This is a genomic window from Streptomyces sp. NPDC104096, assembly GCF_055584385.1.
This window is the reverse complement of sequence record NZ_JBVJMD010000009.1, coordinates 189,653-205,900: the sequence shown is the minus strand read 5'-3', so window position 1 is coordinate 205,900 and position 16,248 is coordinate 189,653. Positions and strand designations below refer to the sequence as shown.

15 protein-coding genes and 1 riboswitch are annotated in these 16,248 nt (G+C 73.0%); of the genes, 5 read left to right on the top strand and 10 right to left on the bottom strand.

The window, feature by feature from the left end; all coding sequences use genetic code 11:
* Positions 1-57: 57 nt before the first annotated feature.
* The 5 genes from ACZ60B_RS13355 to ACZ60B_RS13335 all read right to left on the bottom strand — a co-directional run bounded on the left by ACZ60B_RS13355 (position 58) and on the right by ACZ60B_RS13335 (position 7,027).
* Positions 58-2,259: a 3-hydroxyacyl-CoA dehydrogenase NAD-binding domain-containing protein gene (locus ACZ60B_RS13355; protein WP_469386245.1), complete on the bottom strand. Its 2,202-nt coding sequence runs from the start codon at positions 2,257-2,259 to the stop codon at positions 58-60.
* 64 nt (positions 2,260-2,323) lie between these two features.
* Positions 2,324-3,538 carry an acetyl-CoA C-acetyltransferase gene (locus tag ACZ60B_RS13350; RefSeq protein WP_469386243.1) on the bottom strand — a complete coding sequence of 405 codons (1,215 nt, stop codon included), beginning with the start codon at positions 3,536-3,538 and terminating at the stop codon, positions 2,324-2,326.
* Positions 3,539-3,615: 77 nt separating this feature from the next.
* The gene (locus ACZ60B_RS13345; protein ID WP_469386241.1) at positions 3,616-4,764 is read right to left on the bottom strand and encodes an acyl-CoA dehydrogenase family protein; all 1,149 of its coding nucleotides are present in this window, start codon (positions 4,762-4,764) and stop codon (positions 3,616-3,618) included.
* A gap of 19 nt (positions 4,765-4,783) precedes the next feature.
* The gene (locus ACZ60B_RS13340) at positions 4,784-5,809 is read right to left on the bottom strand and encodes an LLM class F420-dependent oxidoreductase (RefSeq protein ID WP_469386239.1); all 1,026 of its coding nucleotides are present in this window, start codon (positions 5,807-5,809) and stop codon (positions 4,784-4,786) included.
* Between the two features lie 63 nt (positions 5,810-5,872).
* Complete coding sequence (locus tag ACZ60B_RS13335) at positions 5,873-7,027, bottom strand: CaiB/BaiF CoA transferase family protein (protein WP_469386237.1); 1,155 nt, start codon at positions 7,025-7,027, stop codon at positions 5,873-5,875.
* Positions 7,028-7,288: 261 nt separating this feature from the next.
* Between ACZ60B_RS13335 and ACZ60B_RS13330 the strand changes: the two genes are divergently transcribed.
* The 4 genes from ACZ60B_RS13330 (at position 7,289) to ACZ60B_RS13315 (ending at position 10,961) form a co-directional block, all read left to right on the top strand.
* Positions 7,289-8,011: a TetR/AcrR family transcriptional regulator gene (locus ACZ60B_RS13330; protein WP_469386235.1), complete on the top strand. Its 723-nt coding sequence runs from the start codon at positions 7,289-7,291 to the stop codon at positions 8,009-8,011.
* Positions 8,012-8,074: 63 nt separating this feature from the next.
* Positions 8,075-8,617 (top strand): DUF4334 domain-containing protein, encoded by a 543-nt coding sequence (locus tag ACZ60B_RS13325; protein WP_469386233.1) that lies wholly within the window; start codon positions 8,075-8,077, stop codon positions 8,615-8,617.
* Positions 8,614-9,705, top strand: a complete 1,092-nt coding sequence (locus tag ACZ60B_RS13320) for an NAD(P)-dependent alcohol dehydrogenase (protein ID WP_469386231.1) — start codon at positions 8,614-8,616, stop codon at positions 9,703-9,705. The genes ACZ60B_RS13325 and ACZ60B_RS13320 overlap by 4 nt, the downstream gene beginning before the upstream one ends.
* Positions 9,706-9,770: 65 nt before the next feature.
* Positions 9,771-10,961, top strand: coding sequence for a TetR/AcrR family transcriptional regulator (locus ACZ60B_RS13315; RefSeq protein WP_469386229.1), 1,191 nt, complete (start codon positions 9,771-9,773; stop codon positions 10,959-10,961).
* A gap of 73 nt (positions 10,962-11,034) precedes the next feature.
* Here the strand turns inward: ACZ60B_RS13315 and ACZ60B_RS13310 are convergent, their stop codons facing one another.
* A complete protein-coding gene (locus tag ACZ60B_RS13310; protein WP_469386227.1) occupies positions 11,035-12,234 on the bottom strand; it encodes an oxygenase MpaB family protein in 1,200 nt (399 codons plus the stop codon).
* Positions 12,235-12,517: 283 nt separating this feature from the next.
* Here ACZ60B_RS13310 and ACZ60B_RS13305 point away from each other — a divergent pair, with 283 nt between their 5' ends.
* Positions 12,518-13,108, top strand: coding sequence for a histidine phosphatase family protein (locus ACZ60B_RS13305; protein WP_469386225.1), 591 nt, complete (start codon positions 12,518-12,520; stop codon positions 13,106-13,108).
* A 78-nt stretch (positions 13,109-13,186) separates the two neighbouring features.
* On the opposite strand, the gene ACZ60B_RS13300 is transcribed toward ACZ60B_RS13305, so the two are convergent.
* The 4 genes from ACZ60B_RS13300 to ACZ60B_RS13285 form a co-directional block, all read right to left on the bottom strand.
* The gene (locus ACZ60B_RS13300) at positions 13,187-13,942 is read right to left on the bottom strand and encodes a CbtA family protein (protein WP_469386223.1); all 756 of its coding nucleotides are present in this window, start codon (positions 13,940-13,942) and stop codon (positions 13,187-13,189) included.
* A gap of 19 nt (positions 13,943-13,961) precedes the next feature.
* On the bottom strand, positions 13,962-14,183 hold the full coding sequence (locus ACZ60B_RS13295) for a CbtB domain-containing protein (RefSeq protein WP_152894620.1): 222 nt from the start codon (positions 14,181-14,183) through the stop codon (positions 13,962-13,964).
* Positions 14,184-14,219: 36 nt separating this feature from the next.
* Positions 14,220-14,372: riboswitch (cobalamin riboswitch) on the bottom strand.
* 52 nt (positions 14,373-14,424) lie between these two features.
* A complete protein-coding gene (locus tag ACZ60B_RS13290) occupies positions 14,425-15,030 on the bottom strand; it encodes a phosphatase PAP2 family protein (RefSeq protein ID WP_469386221.1) in 606 nt (201 codons plus the stop codon).
* Between the two features lie 239 nt (positions 15,031-15,269).
* Positions 15,270-16,208, bottom strand: coding sequence for a lysylphosphatidylglycerol synthase domain-containing protein (locus ACZ60B_RS13285; RefSeq protein ID WP_469386219.1), 939 nt, complete (start codon positions 16,206-16,208; stop codon positions 15,270-15,272).
* Positions 16,209-16,248: the final 40 nt, after the last annotated feature.

Sequence of the window (16,248 nt, the reverse complement as noted above, 5' to 3'; positions counted from 1 at the left end):
GCGTGCCAGGTGGGGTGGACGGTCCGGGCCGGGGGCGCCGCGGGCCCGGACCGCGGATCAGGAGTCGGTGAAGGTCTCGCCCCGCTCGGCCTTGCCCAGCAACAGCTCCGGCGGGGCGAAGCGCTCGCCGTGCCGCGCGGCCAGCTCGTGTGCGCGGGCCACGAAGCCGGGCAGCCCGCTACCGCCGCCCGCGCCGCCGTCGTAGCCGTTGACGTACTGGAGCACACCGCCCGTCCACGGCGGGAAGCCGATCCCGAGCAGCGAGCCGATGTTGGCGTCCGCCACCGAGACCAGCACACCCTCCTCCAGGCAGCGCACCGAGTCCAGTGCCTCGACGAAGAGCATCCGCTCCTTCAGCTCGGTCAGGTCGGCGGGCTGCTTCGCGGGATCGGTGAAGTGCTCGCGCAGCCCCGGCCAGAGCCCGGCGCGCCGGCCGTCGACGTAGTCGTAGAAGCCCGCGCCGGCGGACCGGCCGGTCCGGCCGAACTCGTCGATCATGCGGTCCACGACCGCGTCCGCGGGATGCGGCTGCCATCCGCGGCCCGACGCCTCGGCCGCGCGCCGGGTCTCCTCGCGGATCCGGCGCGGGAGGGTGAGGGTGAGCTCGTCCATCAGGGAGAGAACCTTGGCCGGGTAACCGGCCTGGGCCGCGGCCTGCTCGACGGAGGCCGGTTCGATGCCCTCGCCGACCATGGCGACGCCCTCGTCGATGAAGCGGCCGATGACCCGGGAGGTGAAGAAGCCGCGCGAGTCGTTGACCACGATCGGTGTCTTGCCGATCCGCCGCACCAGGTCGAAGGCGCGCGCCAACGCCTCCTCCCCCGTCTTCCCGCCCTTGACGATCTCCACCAGCGGCATCCGGTCGACCGGTGAGAAGAAGTGCAGGCCGATGAAGTCCTGCGGCCGCCGCACCCCCTCGGCGAGCAGGGTGATGGGCAGGGTGGAGGTGTTCGAGCACAGCAGGGCGTCCGGGGCGACGACGTCCTGGAGTTCCTGGAACACCTTGTGCTTGACGCCCGTGTCCTCGATGACGGCCTCGATCACCGCGTCACAGCCGGCCAGGTCCCGGACGTCGGCGGTCGGGGTGATGCGGGCGAGCAGGGCGTCCGCCTGCTCCCGCGTCGCGCTTCCGCGCGAGACGGCCTTGGCGCACAGTTGCTCGGAGTGCGCCCGGCCCCGTGCCGCCACCTCCGGGGAGACGTCCTTCAGTACGACGTCGATGCCCGCCTTCGCGCAGGAATGAGCGATCCCGGCGCCCATCATGCCCGCGCCGAGCACGGCCACCCTGGTCACCTCGCGCGGCTCGACGCCCTTCGGGCGGCTGGCGCCGGAGTCGACCGCCTGGAGGTCGAAGAAGAACGCCTGGATCATGTTCTTGGTGATCTGCCCGGTGACCAGTTCCGTCAGGTACCGGGCCTCCACCACGAAGGCGGTGTCCACGTCGACCTGGGAGCTCTCCACGGCCGCCGCGAGGATGTTGCGCGGGGCGGGGTACGGGGCGCCGCCCGTCTTCTTCTTCGACAGCGCAGTCAGAGCGGGGAGTCGCACGGCCAGCTCCGGGTCGGCGGGGGTGCCGCCGGGGATGCGGTACCCGGGGGCGTCCCAGGGTTGGGCGGAGCGCGGGTGGGCGTCGACGAACGCCCTTGCCCTGGCCAGGAGTTCTTCCCGGTCTGCGGCGATCTCGTCGACCAGACCGGCCTCCAGGGCGCGCGCCGGGCCGTACTGCCTCCCCTCCAGGAGGACCTTCCGCAGGGCTTCCGCGACCCCGAACATGCGGACCGTGCGGGTCACTCCACCGCTGCCGGGCAGCAGGCCCAGGGTGACCTCGGGTGACCCGACGCGGGCGGCCGGGCTGTCCAGGACCACACGGTGGTGGCAGGCCAGCGCGATCTCGTAACCGCCGCCCAGCGCGGCGCCGTTGATCGCCGCCACGACCGGCCTGCCCAGGGTCTCCAGGACGCGCAGCGAGCGCTTGACGCGCATCCCGGCCTCGAAGGAGGCGCGGGCGGTCCCGGGCGTGACGGCGATCAGGTCGCGCAGGTCGCCGCCGGCGAAGAAGCTCTTCTTGGCGGAGGTGACGATGACGCCCCGGACGGTGTCGCGGCGTTGCGCCAGCCGGGCCGCGACGGCCTCCAGCGAGTCGATGAACGCGGCGTTCATGGTGTTGACGGACTGGCCCGGATCGTCGAGGACGAGGGTGACGACGTGGTCGTCGGACTCTTCCCAGCGGATGGTGGTGGGACGTGCGGTGGTGTCCATGACTGAGGTCTCCCGTGAAGGCGGACGGCCGCGCCGGCCGGTGACTGCGGAGGCGGACGGCCGGTCAGAGGCGTTCGACGACGGTGGCGACGCCCATGCCGCCGCCGACGCACAGGGTCGCCAGCCCGTACCGCAGGCCGCGGCGCTCCAGTTCGTCCACGAGGGTGCCGAGGATCATCGCGCCGGTGGCGCCGAGCGGATGCCCCATGGCGATGGCGCCGCCGTTGACGTTGACCTTGTCCAGGCTCAGCCCCATGTCCTTGACGTAGCGCAGGACCACGGCGGCGAACGCCTCGTTGATCTCGACCAGGTCGAGGTCGTCGACGGTCAGTCCGGCCTTCGCGAGCGCCTTGCGGGAGGCGGGCGCGGGCCCGGTCAGCATGATGGTGGGCTCGGCCCCGGACACGGCGGCGGAGACGATCCGGGCCCGCGGGGTCAGGCCGTGCCGCTCGCCCGCCGCCTCGGAGCCGACGGCGACCAGGGCGGCGCCGTCGACGATGCCGGAGGAGTTGCCCGCGTGGTGGACGTGGTCGACGGTCTCCACCCAGTGGTACTTCTGGAGCGCCACCGCGTCGAAGCCGGCCAGTTCGCCGGCCCGGGCGAAGGAGGGTTCGAGCGCGGCCAGGCTCTCGGCGGTGGTGCCGGGCCTGAGGTGCTCGTCCCGGTCCAGGACCAGGAGCCCGCCTCGGTCCCGCACGGGGACGACGGAGCGGTCGAAGCGCCCGTCCTTCCACGCGGCGGCGGCCCGCTCCTGGGAGAGCGCCGCGTAGGAGTCCACGTCGTGCCGGGAGAAGCCCTCCAGCGTGGCGATCAGGTCGGCGCCGATGCCCTGCGGGACGAATCCGGTGTCGTGGCTGGTCCTCGGGTCCAGCGCCCAGGCGCCGCCGTCGCTGCCCATCGGGACCCGCGACATGGCCTCCACACCGCCCGCCAGGACCAGCTCCTCCCAGCCCGAACGGACCTTCGCCGCCGCCATGTTGACGGCTTCGAGACCGGACGCGCAGAAGCGGTTCTGCTGTACGCCCGCCACCGTCTCCGGCAGCCCCGCGAGGAGCGCGGCGGTGCGGGCGATGTCCGCGCCCTGGTCGCCCAGCGGGCTGACCACACCGAGCACGATGTCGTCGATCGCCGCCGGGTCGAGGTCCGGGAAGCGCCGGAGGGACTCGTGGATCAGGCCGACGACCAGGTCGATCGGCTTGGTGCCGTGCAGGGCCCCGTCGGCCTTGCCGCGACCGCGCGGGGTGCGGATCGCGTCGTACACGTACGCTTCGGTGCTCACCTTGGGTGCCTTCCGTGTCGGGTCCGGACGAAGCCGCGAACGCAACGCAGTGCCATTTGCGGGGAGTCGGCCGGGGCTCAGTCGAGCAGGGAGCGGCCGATGATCTCCTTCATGATCTCGGTGGTGCCTCCGTAGATGGTCTGGACGCGGCTGTCGAGGAACGCCCGGGCCACCGGGAACTCGCTCATGTAGCCGTAGCCGCCGTGGAGTTGCAGACAGCGGTCGACGACCCGCTTCTGCAGTTCGGTGGCCCACCACTTGGCCATGGAGGCGTGCACGGGGTCGAGCCGGCCCCGGCTGTGCTCGGTGATGCAGCGGTCCAGGAAGGTGCGGGTGACCGCGGTCTCGGTGGCCATCTCGGCGGTCTCGAAGCGGATGTGCTGGAGCCGGGCCAGCGGTCTGCCGAACGCCTCGCGCTCCTTCACGTACCGCAGGGTGACGTCCAGGATCTCCTCGGCCGCGGCGGCGGCGCCGACCGCGATGGCCAGCCGTTCCTGGGCGAGGTTGCCCATGAGGTAGGCGAATGCCCGGTGCTCCTCGCCCAGCAGGTTCTCCTTGGGCACGCGCACGTCGTCGAAGAACAACTCGGCGGTGTCCTGGGCCTTCTGGCCGATCTTGTCGAGATTGCGGCCGCGCTCGAAGCCCGCCGTGCCGCGCTCGACGACCAGCAGGCTCTGTCCGCCGCTGCCGCCCTCGGGGGTGGTGCGGGCGACGACCACGACGAGGTCGGCGAGGATGCCGTTGGAGATGAAGGTCTTCGTGCCGTTGAGCAGGTAGTGGTCGCCCCGGTCGACGGCGGTGGTGCGGATGCCCTGGAGGTCGGAGCCGGCGCCGGGTTCCGTCATCGCGATGGCGGTGACGAGGTCGCCGGAGGTGAACCCGGGCAGCCAGCGGCGCTTCTGTTCCTCGTCGGCGAGCCGGGTCAGATACGGGCCGACGACGTCGTTGTGCAGGCTCAGGGCCAGCCCGGAGGCGCCCGCGCGGGCGAACTCCTCGATGAGGACGGCGCTGTAGCGGAAGTCGCCGTTCCCGCCGCCGCCGTACTCCTCGTCGACGGCCATGCCCAGCAGGCCCTGGCGGCCCGCCGAGCGCCACGCCTCGCGGTCGACGACGCCGTTGCGCTCCCAGCGTTCGTGGTGCGGGACCACCTCCTTGGCCAGGAAGGCCCGTACCGTCGCGCGGAACGCCTCGTGGTCGGGGCCGTAGAGATCGCGTTCCAGTGTCACCGGCAACTCCTCACATGTGTCACAGCCAGCTCCGCACGCGCTCGATCAGCCGGGCGGGATCGGGACCGACGGGGGTGACGTCGAGCATGGTCACGCCCGCCTCGCGGAAGGCCTCGACGCGGTCGCGGACGTGTCCCTCGGGACCGGCCAGGCAGAGCCGCTGGAGCAGTTCGGCCGGTACGGCGGCCTCCGCGTCCTTCTTGCGTCCGGCGAGGTAGTGCTCCTGGATGGCGGCCGCCGCGGACTCGTGGCCGTAGGAGCGGACCAGGTCGTGGTAGAAGTTGCGGCCGGGCGCGCCCATGCCGCCGACGTAGAGGGCGACGGTGGGGCGCATCAGGTCGTGGACGGCCTCGGCGTCGTCGGTGATGGCGAGCAGGCCGCCCGCGACGACCGAGAGCGGGCCGAGCGCGGGGTCGCGCGCGGCGCGGCCCTCGGCCAGGGACCGGCCCCAGACCTCGCCGGCGTGCTCGGGGACGTACAGGAACGGCAGCCAGCCGTCGGCGATCTCGGCGGCCAGCCGTACGTTGGCCGGACCCAGCGCCGCGAGGTAGACCGGGACGGTGTCGCGGACCGGGTGGTTCAGCAGCTTCAGCGGTCTGCCGAGGGTGCCGCCCTTCTCCGGCGGCAGCGGCAGATCGGTGATGCCGTGGTGTTCGATCACCTCGCGCCGCCAGATCCGCCGGGACAGCTCGATCACCTCGCGGGTGCGGCCCAGCGGGCGGTCGTAGCGGCGGCCGTGCCAGCCCTCGACGACCTGGGGTCCGGAGGCGCCGACGCCGAGGACGGCCCGGCCGCCGCTGAGGGCGTCGAGTCCGGCCGCGGTCTGGGCGATCAGCGCGGGGGTGCGCGAGTAGACGTTGAGAATGGCCGAGCCGATCCGCATCCGCTCGGTCTTCGCGGCGAGGTATCCCAGGATCGTCGGGGAGTCGAAGCCGTAGGCCTCGGCCACCCAGACGGCGTCGAGGCCCGCGGACTCCAGGGCGGCGGCCCGGTCGGCGGCGGCCCGCGGATCGCCGGCGTACGCCAGGGGCATGGACAGTTCCATCAGCGGTGGTCCTTCAGGGGTTCCATCGGCAGCGGTCCTTCGGAGGGTCCGTCAGCAGGTTCTTCAGCAGTGGTCCTTCAGGAGTTCGGGTACGTCCCAGTCGCGGGCCACGTCGGGGGTGTGCGCGCCGGGGACGGCCGGGGGCAGCCGGAGCGTGCCGGGGGTGTCCGAGAAACGGGGGGCGGGGGCGGGCTGGGTGACGCCGTACGCCTCGGTGTAGGTGCCGCGTCCGGCCAGCTGTCGATGGGCGGCCGCCTCGCGCAGCGAGAGCACCGGCGCGACGCAGGCGTCGGTGCCTTCGAAGACGGCCGTCCACCGCGCCCGGTCGGCGGACTTGAACCGGGTGGTGAACAGGGCGCGCAGCGCGGGCCAGTTGCGCCGGTCGGCGCGGTCCGGCAGGTCCTCGCCGTCCAGGCCCAGCAGGGCGACGAACACCGTGTAGAACTGCGGTTCCAGGGCGCCGACGGCCATCCAGCCGCCGTCGGACGTCTCGTACACGCCGTAGTGGGGGCAGCCGCCGTCCAGCAGGTTGCGGCCGCGGGCGTCCTGCCAGGTGCCTTCGGCGAGCATGCCCCAGAACATGGTGGTCAGGTGTGCGGCGCCGTCCACGATCGCGGCGTCCACCACCTGGCCGCGGCCGGTGGCGCGGGCGGTGAGCAGCGCGGCGAGGACGCCGGTGGTCAGATAGAGGGAGCCGCCCGCGTAGTCGCCGAGCAGGTTGACGGGGAAGACGGGCGGCCCGTCCGGCGCGCCGATCATGGAGAGGGCGCCCGAGGTGGCGAGGTAGCCGATGTCGTGTCCGGCCAGGGAGGCGAGGGGGCCTCGCTGGCCCCAGCCGGTCATCCGGCCGTACACCAGCGCGGGGTTGCCGGCCGTGCACGCCTCGGGACCGACCCCGAGCCGCTCGGCGACACCGGGCCGGTATCCCTCCAGCAGGATCTCGGCGCGCGCCGCCAACGCCCTTACCGTGCCCGGCCCTTCGGGCGACTTGAGGTCGACCAGGACGGAGCGCTTGTTGCGGTTGGTCATGTCGCGGGCGGGGTCGCCGCCGAGCGGCGAGGGTCCGGGGCGGTCCACGCGCACCACGTCGGCGCCCAGGTCGGCGAGCAGCATCGCGGCGAACGGGCCGGGACCGATCCCCGCCAGTTCGACCACGCGCACGCCGTCCAGCGGGCCCGCCGTGTCGCGGCCCGGAGGACCGGTGGGGTGCCGGCTCATGGATTCCCTTCTCGGTGCGGGACGGCCTCATCGCCGTCGACCGGGGACTTACTGAGCGTTCGCTAAGAACGTAGAAGCGCGACGCCGATCGGTCAACTCCGCGTGCGTTACTAGTTTTTACGGCTCCACACCGGGGAAGTGACATCAGGCCGGACGCCGGACGCCGGGCTTTCCTGATCGATCGCTAAGCGGCCGGAAGGAGACGTTCTGGACCCACGGCCGTACGATGTCGCCGATCGCCGCCTGTCCCGAGGAGAGCCGTTGAACACCGCGCCGAGCCAGGACCCCACGCCCCCGGCGGAGCACTGGCGCTCCTACGGCCCGCTCGGCCTGCACCCGATCCTGGTGCACGCCATGGAGGCCTTCAACGAGCACGGCTACCACGGCACTTCGGTCCGGGACATCGCCGGCCGGGTCGGCGTCACCGTGCCCGCGCTGTACTACCACTACGAGAACAAGCAGGCACTGCTGACCACACTGCTGGAGACGTCCATCAAGGACGTCCTGGACCGCTGCCGGGCCGCCGCCGGGGAGGCCGGGGACGATCCGCTGGCACGATTCTGCGGGATGGTCGAGTCGATCGTGCTCTCCATGGCCCACCGTCGGCAACTGGCCTTCCTGGACACGGAGATACGCAGCCTGGAACCCCAGAACCGGGCCCGCTACGTGGCCCTGCGCGACTATCTGGAGCACATGCTGCTGGACACGGTCGAGGCGGGCCGCGCCCAGGGCGTGTTCACCACGCCGATCCCGGCCGACGCGGTGCGTTCGGTGCTCGTCATGTGCCAGGGGGTCGCCAACTGGTTCCGCGCGGACGGCCCGCTCACCGCGGAGGAGGTGGCAGAGCGCCATGTGCTGCTGAGCCTCGGCACCGTGGGCCATCCCGGCGCGGTCACCGGCGACCTGCCGCTGCCGTTCCCCCGGCGCTCCTCCCTCGCGCGGACCTCCGCCTCCCGGGGTTCCGCGCCGCGCGCCTCGGGGTGACGCGACGGGACGCCATCCCGATCTTCCGCTTCCCGGTGCCCGCACCGACGAGAGGACACCCGCATGGACGTGTTCGAGGCCCGCGCCCGGTTCCAGGAGCTCCGGGCCCAGGACGGCCCCTTCGACCCCGTCGAACTCGACGCGATCTGGGCGGCGTTGGCCACCGTCCGGCCCGAGGAGATACTCGGCGAGTGGAAGGGCGGCGAGTTCCGCACCGGCCACCCGCTCAACGGGGCCTTGGAGAAGGCCGGTTGGTACGGCAAGACGTTCGCCTCCGTGCACGACGCCAAACCGCTGATCTGCCGTGACGCCACCACGGGCGCGCTGTACTCGAACCGCGAGCTCGGCAAGGGCGAGGCCGGCCTGTGGACGGTCGAGTTCCGGGGCGAGGCGACGGCCACCATGGTCTACGACGGCCAGCCGGTCCTCGACCACTTCAAGCAGGTGGACGACACCACGCTGATGGGGATCATGAACGTCAAGGGGGTTCCCGCCGAGGGGCCCTTCTTCTACTTCTTCCTCGATCGCGCCGCCGGGATCCCGCCCGAGACCCTGTCCGAGTCCCCGGCCGGGATCCCGGACGGGCGTGCCGGAGCGGGCTCGTGAGGCGTGTCCGCGCCGCCGTCGTCGAGGCGCCGGGCGCCCCGTTCACCGTGCGGGACGCGGAGATCGAGGAACCCCGGCCGTACGAGGTGCTGGTGAGGATGGCCGCGGTCGGCGTCTGTCACACCGACCTGGCGATGCGGGACACCTGGCCCCGGCGGCTCACCCCGATGGTCTTCGGCCACGAAGGCGCCGGCCGGGTCGAGGCGGTCGGCGCGGAGGTGACCGGCCTCGCGCCGGGTGACCCCGTCTGCCTGACCTTCGCCAGCTGCGGCGTCTGCGAGCAGTGCGCGGCGGACCACCCGGCCTATTGCCGCACCTCGCGGGCCCGGAACCTCTCCGGTGGACGCGACGACGGCACCACTGCGCTCTCGCTCGACGGCGCACCGCTGCGCGCCGGCTTCTTCGGCCAGTCCAGCTTCGCCACGCACGCCGTCGTCCACGCACGCGGAGTGGTCAAGGTACCCTCCGGCCTGCCGGCCGCCGTCGCCGCGCCGCTCGGCTGCGGCGGCCAGACGGGCGCGGGCACGGTCCTCAACCGGCTGCGCCCCGAACCGGGTTCCGCACTGGCCGTGCTGGGCGCGGGCGGGGTCGGCCTGAGCGCGCTGATGGCCGCGGTGGCGGCGGGCTGCGACCCGGTGGTGGCCGTCGACCCGGTCGCCTCCCGTCGTGCCCTGGCCCTCGAACTCGGCGCCAAGGCCGCCCTGGCCCCGGGGGACGGTCTGGTGGCGGCGCTGCGCGACCTCACCGGCGGTGGTGCGCACCACGTCGTCGAGACCACCGGCCGTCCGGACATGGCCCGCCGGGCCGTCGGCGCGCTGCGGCCGCGCGGCGAACTCGCCCTGCTCGGCCTGGGCGGTGAGGTGACGTTCGACGTGATGGGCCTGCTCGCCAAGGGCGTGCGCGTCCACGGGGTGATCGAGGGCGACTCCGACCCCGGCCGCTTCATCCCCGAGCTGGCCGGACTGTACGCCCGGGGCCTCTTCCCGATCGACCGGCTGGTCACCACGTTCCCGTTCGAGGACATCGACGGGGCCGTGACCGCCATGCGCGACGGCAGCGTGATCAAGCCGGTCCTCACCTTCGCCTGACGCGGAAGGCCGCGGAGGGAACGAGGGAGCCAGGCCCCCTGACGGCGTGTGATTGACTGATCCGCATGGCTCCCGCCTCCCCGTCCGCGCGTTCGGCCGCCGGTCCGACCGCGGCGACCCGGCCCCGCAACCGCAAGCAGCTCATCATCGACGCGGCCGGGCGGGTCTTCAGCGAGCGCGGCTACCACAACGCCTCCATGGAGGAGGTCGCCGCCGGGGTGGGGATCACGGCGGCCGCGCTGTACCGGCACTTCCCGAACAAGTACGCCCTGTTCGCCGCGTGCGCCCACGTCATGGTGGACGGACTGGCCGCCGCGCTCGACGAGGTGCCGCCCGAGGCGCCCTTGACGGAGGTGCTCACCGCCGTCACCCGGATCACCGTCGCCCATCGCGCGTCGGGCGGCGTGTACCGCTGGGAGGCCCGGTACCTCGACCGCGACGACCGCCGACGTCTCGCGGCGAAGTTCGGCCGCCTCGTCGAGCGGGTCGAGCAGGCCGTGCAGCGCGAGCACCCACTGGCCGACGAGCGTCTGCGGGCCATGGCGGCCCTCGGCGCGATCGGGTCCATCACGATGCATCACACCTCCATCGCCGCGCGCCGGGCCGAGGACCTGCTCCTGGCGTCCGCGCTGCGCGTGGCCGCGACGGATCCGGCGGCGGGCCGGCCGGGGGCGCACCCCGTCGAGCTGCCCGCCCGGCCGGTGCCGCGCACCCGTCGCGCGGAGATACTCGCGGCCTCCGTCCCGCTGTTCGCCCGGGACGGATTCGCCAACGTCACCAACGGACAGATCGCGGAGGCCGTGGGGCTGACCCCGTCCGCGCTCTACCGCCACTACCCCGGCAAGATCGACATCCTGGCCGCCGCCTGCCTCCAGGCGGCGGGGGTGCTGGCCCAGGGGGTGGAGCAGAGTCTGCGGGAGGTGACCGGCCCGCACGAGGCCGTGGTCGCCCTGGCGGCGACCTATGTGGCCTACTGCTTCGAGTGCACCGAGCTCAACAGCGTCGCCGAGGCGGAACTCGCCGGCCTGCCGGCCGAGCTGCGGCGGCCCCTGGTCCTCGCGCAGCGGGAACACATCGCCGTCTGGGAGCAGCAGTTGAGGCTGGTCCGTCCGGAACTGGACCCGCGCCAGGCCCGGGTGCTGGTGCACGCGGGGTTCGGTGTGGTGGTCGAGGCGGGACGCAGACTGCGGTGGCGGGACAGCCCCGGGCATCGTGAGGCCGTGACCGCCCTGGTCGTGGGCGCGCTGGGTCTGTGAACCCCACCGCCTCCCGCCCCTCGGCCCGGCTGCCGACGGGGCGGGAGGCGGTGGGACCGACCGGATCGACGGCTCAGGCCGCCCGGTTCGCGGTGGGGATCGTGATGGGCGTGGTGGTCCCGGAGGCGCCCTTGTTGAGGAACAGCATGGCCAGGGCGCGGATGAACTGGTCGAACAGGTAGAAGGTGCCGGGCATGACGGGCGACAGCCCCTCACGGAAGAGGATGTACGCCGGCCACGCGGTACGGATCAGGGCCGCCGAGGCGTAGTCGCGGGTCAGCCCCAGCCAGTCGCCGACCTGGTCGCTGAGGACGTAGCGTACGAACTCGTTCAGGAACCCGCGGGTGACGCCGAGGTCGATCTGTGCGGTCAGGCCCAGCAGGTCCTCGGCGAGCGCGATGCCCTCCGTGGTCGGGGTGAGGATCGGGGTGAGCACCTGCGCCGACTGCGCTTCGGCGGCCGCCCAGGTCTGGGGGATGTGCTCGTCCGGCACCCCGAGCAGATGGACGGCGACCTGCCACGAGTGCAGGAAGGCCTCCTGGTCCGCGGCCGGGAACGGGATCTTCCAGTCGAGCAGCTTGCGGTGCACGTAGGTGCCCAGGCTGTGGAAGGTGACCAGGATGTCGGCGGCGCTGATCGGGGTGGTCTCGTCGGTGACCGCCTTCCAGTGCGGCGACTGCGGCAGCAGGTGACGCACCGCGGCGTGCACCACGCGCGTCTTGTTGGCGGTGACGACGAACTGCCCCGTCGGCTGGAAGGCTCCCAACTGGGACAGGTCGTAGCCGAACGTGAACGTCTTGGCGGCGCGGTCCTGCATGTTGGCGCCGCCCGCGGACCAGTAGACGCTCCTCGCCTCGCGCGGGATCACGGTGCTCATGATTCCGCTGCCGAGGCCGTACAGCATGAACAGGTACGTGTCCCTGCGCCGGTTGAAGTCGGCGGCACGGGCCAGCTTGGCGGGGTCGGCCCAGGAGGGCAGCACGTTGACCTGCCGCAGGTACGCGGCGAATTCGGCCGGTACGCCGCCGGGCAGCGGGTCGTTGTTGTTCACCCACGACGCCCACGCCGTGTTGATCGCCGGCACGTGCCCGTTGTCGAGCATCGAAGCCATCAGAGGGTCCGCCAGGCTGTCCCAGATCCACTCCGGACCGGTTCCGGCGGCGGTCGCGGACACCGGGCCCGTCGACGCCCAGGCCCGGGCGGGGCCGGCCACACCCACGAGGCCGAGTGCGACACCGAGTGACAGAGCCTTGCGCCTGCTGAGGTTCTCCATTGACTTACCTGCTTCCCTGCTGGGCCGGATGGTTACAAGTTCGGTCGCAGACTTGCCAGTTGCACGATCAATGCGCGATGAACCTTGTCGTACGGATGTGATTTCCGATTAACATAGCGAGGTGCGTAGCGGTCGGCAATGGTGGTGACCGAGGGCACTGGCGGGCAGCGGGCAGCGCGCGGCAGCTCACCGCGACGGTCGGCGTCGACGGCCGTCGCGCCGGGCCGGATACCCTCATGGCCCCGGACCGGCAGCCGGGGATCCGCACGGGAGGAGCGACCACGTGACGAGCCGTGTCACCTTCATCACGCCCGCGACGAGTTCGTCGCTGCGCCGGGCTCGTTTCGACGACGGTGACCCGATCGACGACCTCGGTGCCGCGCGGGCCCGGGCGGCGGCCGGTTCCCTGCCGTCCGCCGTGCGTGTCCTCGCCTCACCGAGCGTGCGCTGCCGCCGGACGGCCGCGGAGCTGGGTCTCGACGCGGCCGGGGAACCGGCGCTCGCGGGCGGGGACATGGGGCGGTGGCGTGGCCTGACCCTCGACGAGGTCGCCGCCGCGGAGCCGCAGGAGCTGGCGCGCTGGCTGTCCGACCCGGGGGCCGCCCCGCACGGCGGGGAGTCGGTGCGGGAGGTGTGCGAGCGGGTCGCCCGTTGGCTGGAGACGTCGGCGGGAAGCGACGGCAGAGTGCTGGCCGTGGTGGAGCCGGAGGTCGTACGGGCCGCGGTGATCCACGCGCTGGCGGCTCCCGAGGCCGCCTTCTGGCGCCTCGACGTGCCGCCGCTGACGGCGACCGAGCTCACCGGGCGTGCGCACCGCTGGAACCTCCGGCTCGGCGGGCCGCTCGGACCGACGACGGGCAGTACGGAGGACTGACCGCGGGGACCGCCCCGGCCGACGCCGAGAGGGCCCGCGGATGGTTCCGCGGGCCCTCTCGGCGTGACGACGGGGTCGCTACGGGGCGGCCACCGCCGAACCCGCGGCGGCCCGTGCGGGCTTCGGGTGCAGCAGCCTCTCGGTCAGTTCGCCGAAGACGAGACCGAAACCCGCCCACAGCGTGGCCTGAATGGCGAGGGCGGAGAGCCGGAACCGCCACAGCAGGGTGGCCGGGAAGTCGGCCGGGACCTCGTTGACGACGGGCAGGAACGCGTACGCCAGGCCGATCACGGCGATGAAGCCGAGGACGGCGACGACGGTGGCGTACCAGGTGCCCAGTCTCGGCGCGAGCCGCTTGCCCGCGATCACCGCGGCGACCGCGAGGAGCACGCTGAGCACCATCATCAGGAAGTACAGCGTGGTGCGCCTGCCGATGGTGTCGGCTTCGCCGACCGCCGGCGGGTTGGCGGGGTACTTCAGGAACGGCACGACGTAGACGGCAAGCAGCGCGGTCCCCGACAGCAGCAGCGCGGTGGCGCGGGGGCTGAAGCGGCCGACGCGCCCGAGGGCGAAGCAGAAGGCGAGGGCGGCGATGCCGCCGAACGCCACTCCGTAGACCAGCACACCGGTGGCGAGGCCCGCGGTGGACTGGAGGCTGCGGGAGACGAGTTCGACCTCGTGCTCGTGGGCGTGCGCGTGCGCCTCCTCGAGGCCGATCGCGCTGTCCACGCTCGGCTCACCGAGGAAGTAGGCGACGATCAGGGCGAGCACGCCGGCCCCGAGGCCGGCGAGCATGCCCCGCACGAGCAGGTTTCTCACTGTTGCGGAGTTCACGGGAGTTCGGCGCCCCTCGTCAGTGGCAGGGGAAGCCGAGCAGGTGGCGGGCGTCGTGCACCCACTCGTGGACGTCCTCGCCGGAGACGACGGAGGTGGCGCCCTGCTCGGCGCCGACGAAGTACAGCAGGACCAGCATCAGAATGCCGAAGAAGACCGCCCAGGGGGCAATGTCCTTCAGCGGCAGTTTGCCGGTGACGACGGGGGTGGTGGCGGTCGGCTGAGCGACGTGCTGCGCCATGGCAGGGCCTCCTCTGGGAGTTCGCGTCCCATCTCGGTGGTGCACAGGACGACGGCCCCGGGTCTGACTCGCGATGCGCCCCGTCGAGGAGGCATCGTCCACAGTGGCGCGACCGTGCCGGATTCCCACCGGCTTCCGTGATCCCGTCGTCGTATCAGAACGACAGTACCGTGTGTCGTATGGAGGGCCAATAGCGCGTCGGCAGGGGCGATCCCGCGCTCCGTCGCGCGGTGACCCCGCGTCAGGAGGCCGGCAGCAGCGGGCGCAGCGGAGTGGCGGTCAGCAGGCGCGCCAGCGTGCTCGCCCGGTGCCGCACCAGGGTCATGAGGCCGTGGGCGACGAGCCCGCCCACGAGGAATCCCGCGACCACGTCGTGCGGATAGTGCACGCCGACCCAGACCCGGGACACGCCCATCGCCAGCGCGGCCACGACCGCCACGGCGCCCAGCCGGCGCGAGACGGAGAACAGAGCCACGGCGCACGCGGCGGCGATCACCGTGTGATTGCTGGGGAACGACCAGTCACCCGGTGCCGGACACGTCTCCAGGGTGCGCACGTGCAGCGCCAGACACGGCCGGCTCTCGCGCACCAGCAGCTTCAGCAGGGAGTCCACGCCGTAGGCCAGCACCGCGACCACCGGCACGGCCAGGGCCGTCACCGTCCGCGCGGCCCCCGTGCGCCGGGCCCGCCACCAGCCGACGACCATCAGGACGGCGAACACGGCCAGTCCGTACGTCGACCACGCCGACACCGCGGTGTCCAGCCATCCGGGCGAGCGCCCCGCGAGACCGACCACCTCCCGGTAGGCGGAGCCGTCCATCGACGCGCCGCCGAAAGCGCCGGTCATCGACCGGCCTCCGTCCCGGCGGCGGGCCGTGGCAGCAGATCCATCCGTGTCGTCATCGGTGTGGTCATCGGTATGAGTCCTTCCCTTGGCGCCCCGTGGTCGGCCGGACGACCGGACCTGAGGAATCCGGCCGGAGTCCGGCGCGACCACAGCGACCGACTACAAACCTGTAGTCGGTCTACGACACTGTAGACGATCAGGGGGAACGAGGCGTTCCCGTGCCGGGCGACCGGGTGTCCTCAGAGCGCCGAGCGCCGCGCGAGCAGGAGCAGGACCAGCAGGCCGGGAACCATCGGCAGCCACGCGGTGAGCAGGCGGTAGCCGAGGACGGCCGAGATCGCCGCCCGCCCCGGCGCCCCGTCCGCGGTGAGAGCCAGCGCGAGCGCGGCGTCCAGGGAACCGAGACCGCCGGGCGTGGGCAGCAGCGCCGCCGCACCGCTGGCCACGAGGTACGCCATGACCACATGGCCCGTGGACAGCCCGAGGCCGAGCGCGTGGACGACGGCGACGACCACCCCGGCGTGCAGCAGCGCGAACGCGGCCGAGCCGCCCCACAGCGCCCAGGCCCGCGCCCGGCACCGGTGCACCTCCCGCACCTCGGCGAGAGCCCGGCCCACGGCACGCCGCAGCCGGGCGCTCGCCGCGACGGCCCACACCACGGCCCCGGCCGCCACCGGCAGCAGCAGCACCAGCCCGTGCGGCACCCGCGTCGGCACCCGTACGGTGTCCGGCGAGGTCAGCAGCAGGGTCAGGCCCAGGACACAGCGGACCAGCCCGCCGGCCGCCGCCTTCACCGCGAGCGCGGTCGCCGAACGGGTCGTGGACAGCCCGCACCGGTTCAGGAAGCGCAGGTTGACCAGGGTCGCCCCGGCCCCGGCCGGGAGGAGGTGGTTGGCGGCGGACGCGGCGAACTGTGCGGCCACGAGCCTTCGCCGAGGGAGCCGTTCGGCGACCGCGCCCTGCTGGACGACGGCCGCGCACACCCAGGTCGACGCGGCGGCGACGCACGCGAGCAGCAGCCATGCGCGGTCGGCGGCGGCGAGCCGGTCGGCCCCGCCGCCGAGGACGTCCCGGTGCGAGACGAGGACCCCGCAGGCGGCCAGGAGTACCGCGAGCGTGACCCCCAGTTGCCAGTACCGGCGTCGGCCCGTGGGCACCGGCAGGCCGGTCGCGGTCACGCCGGTCCTCGGGGGTGCCGGACGAAGGGAGAGCCGTCGG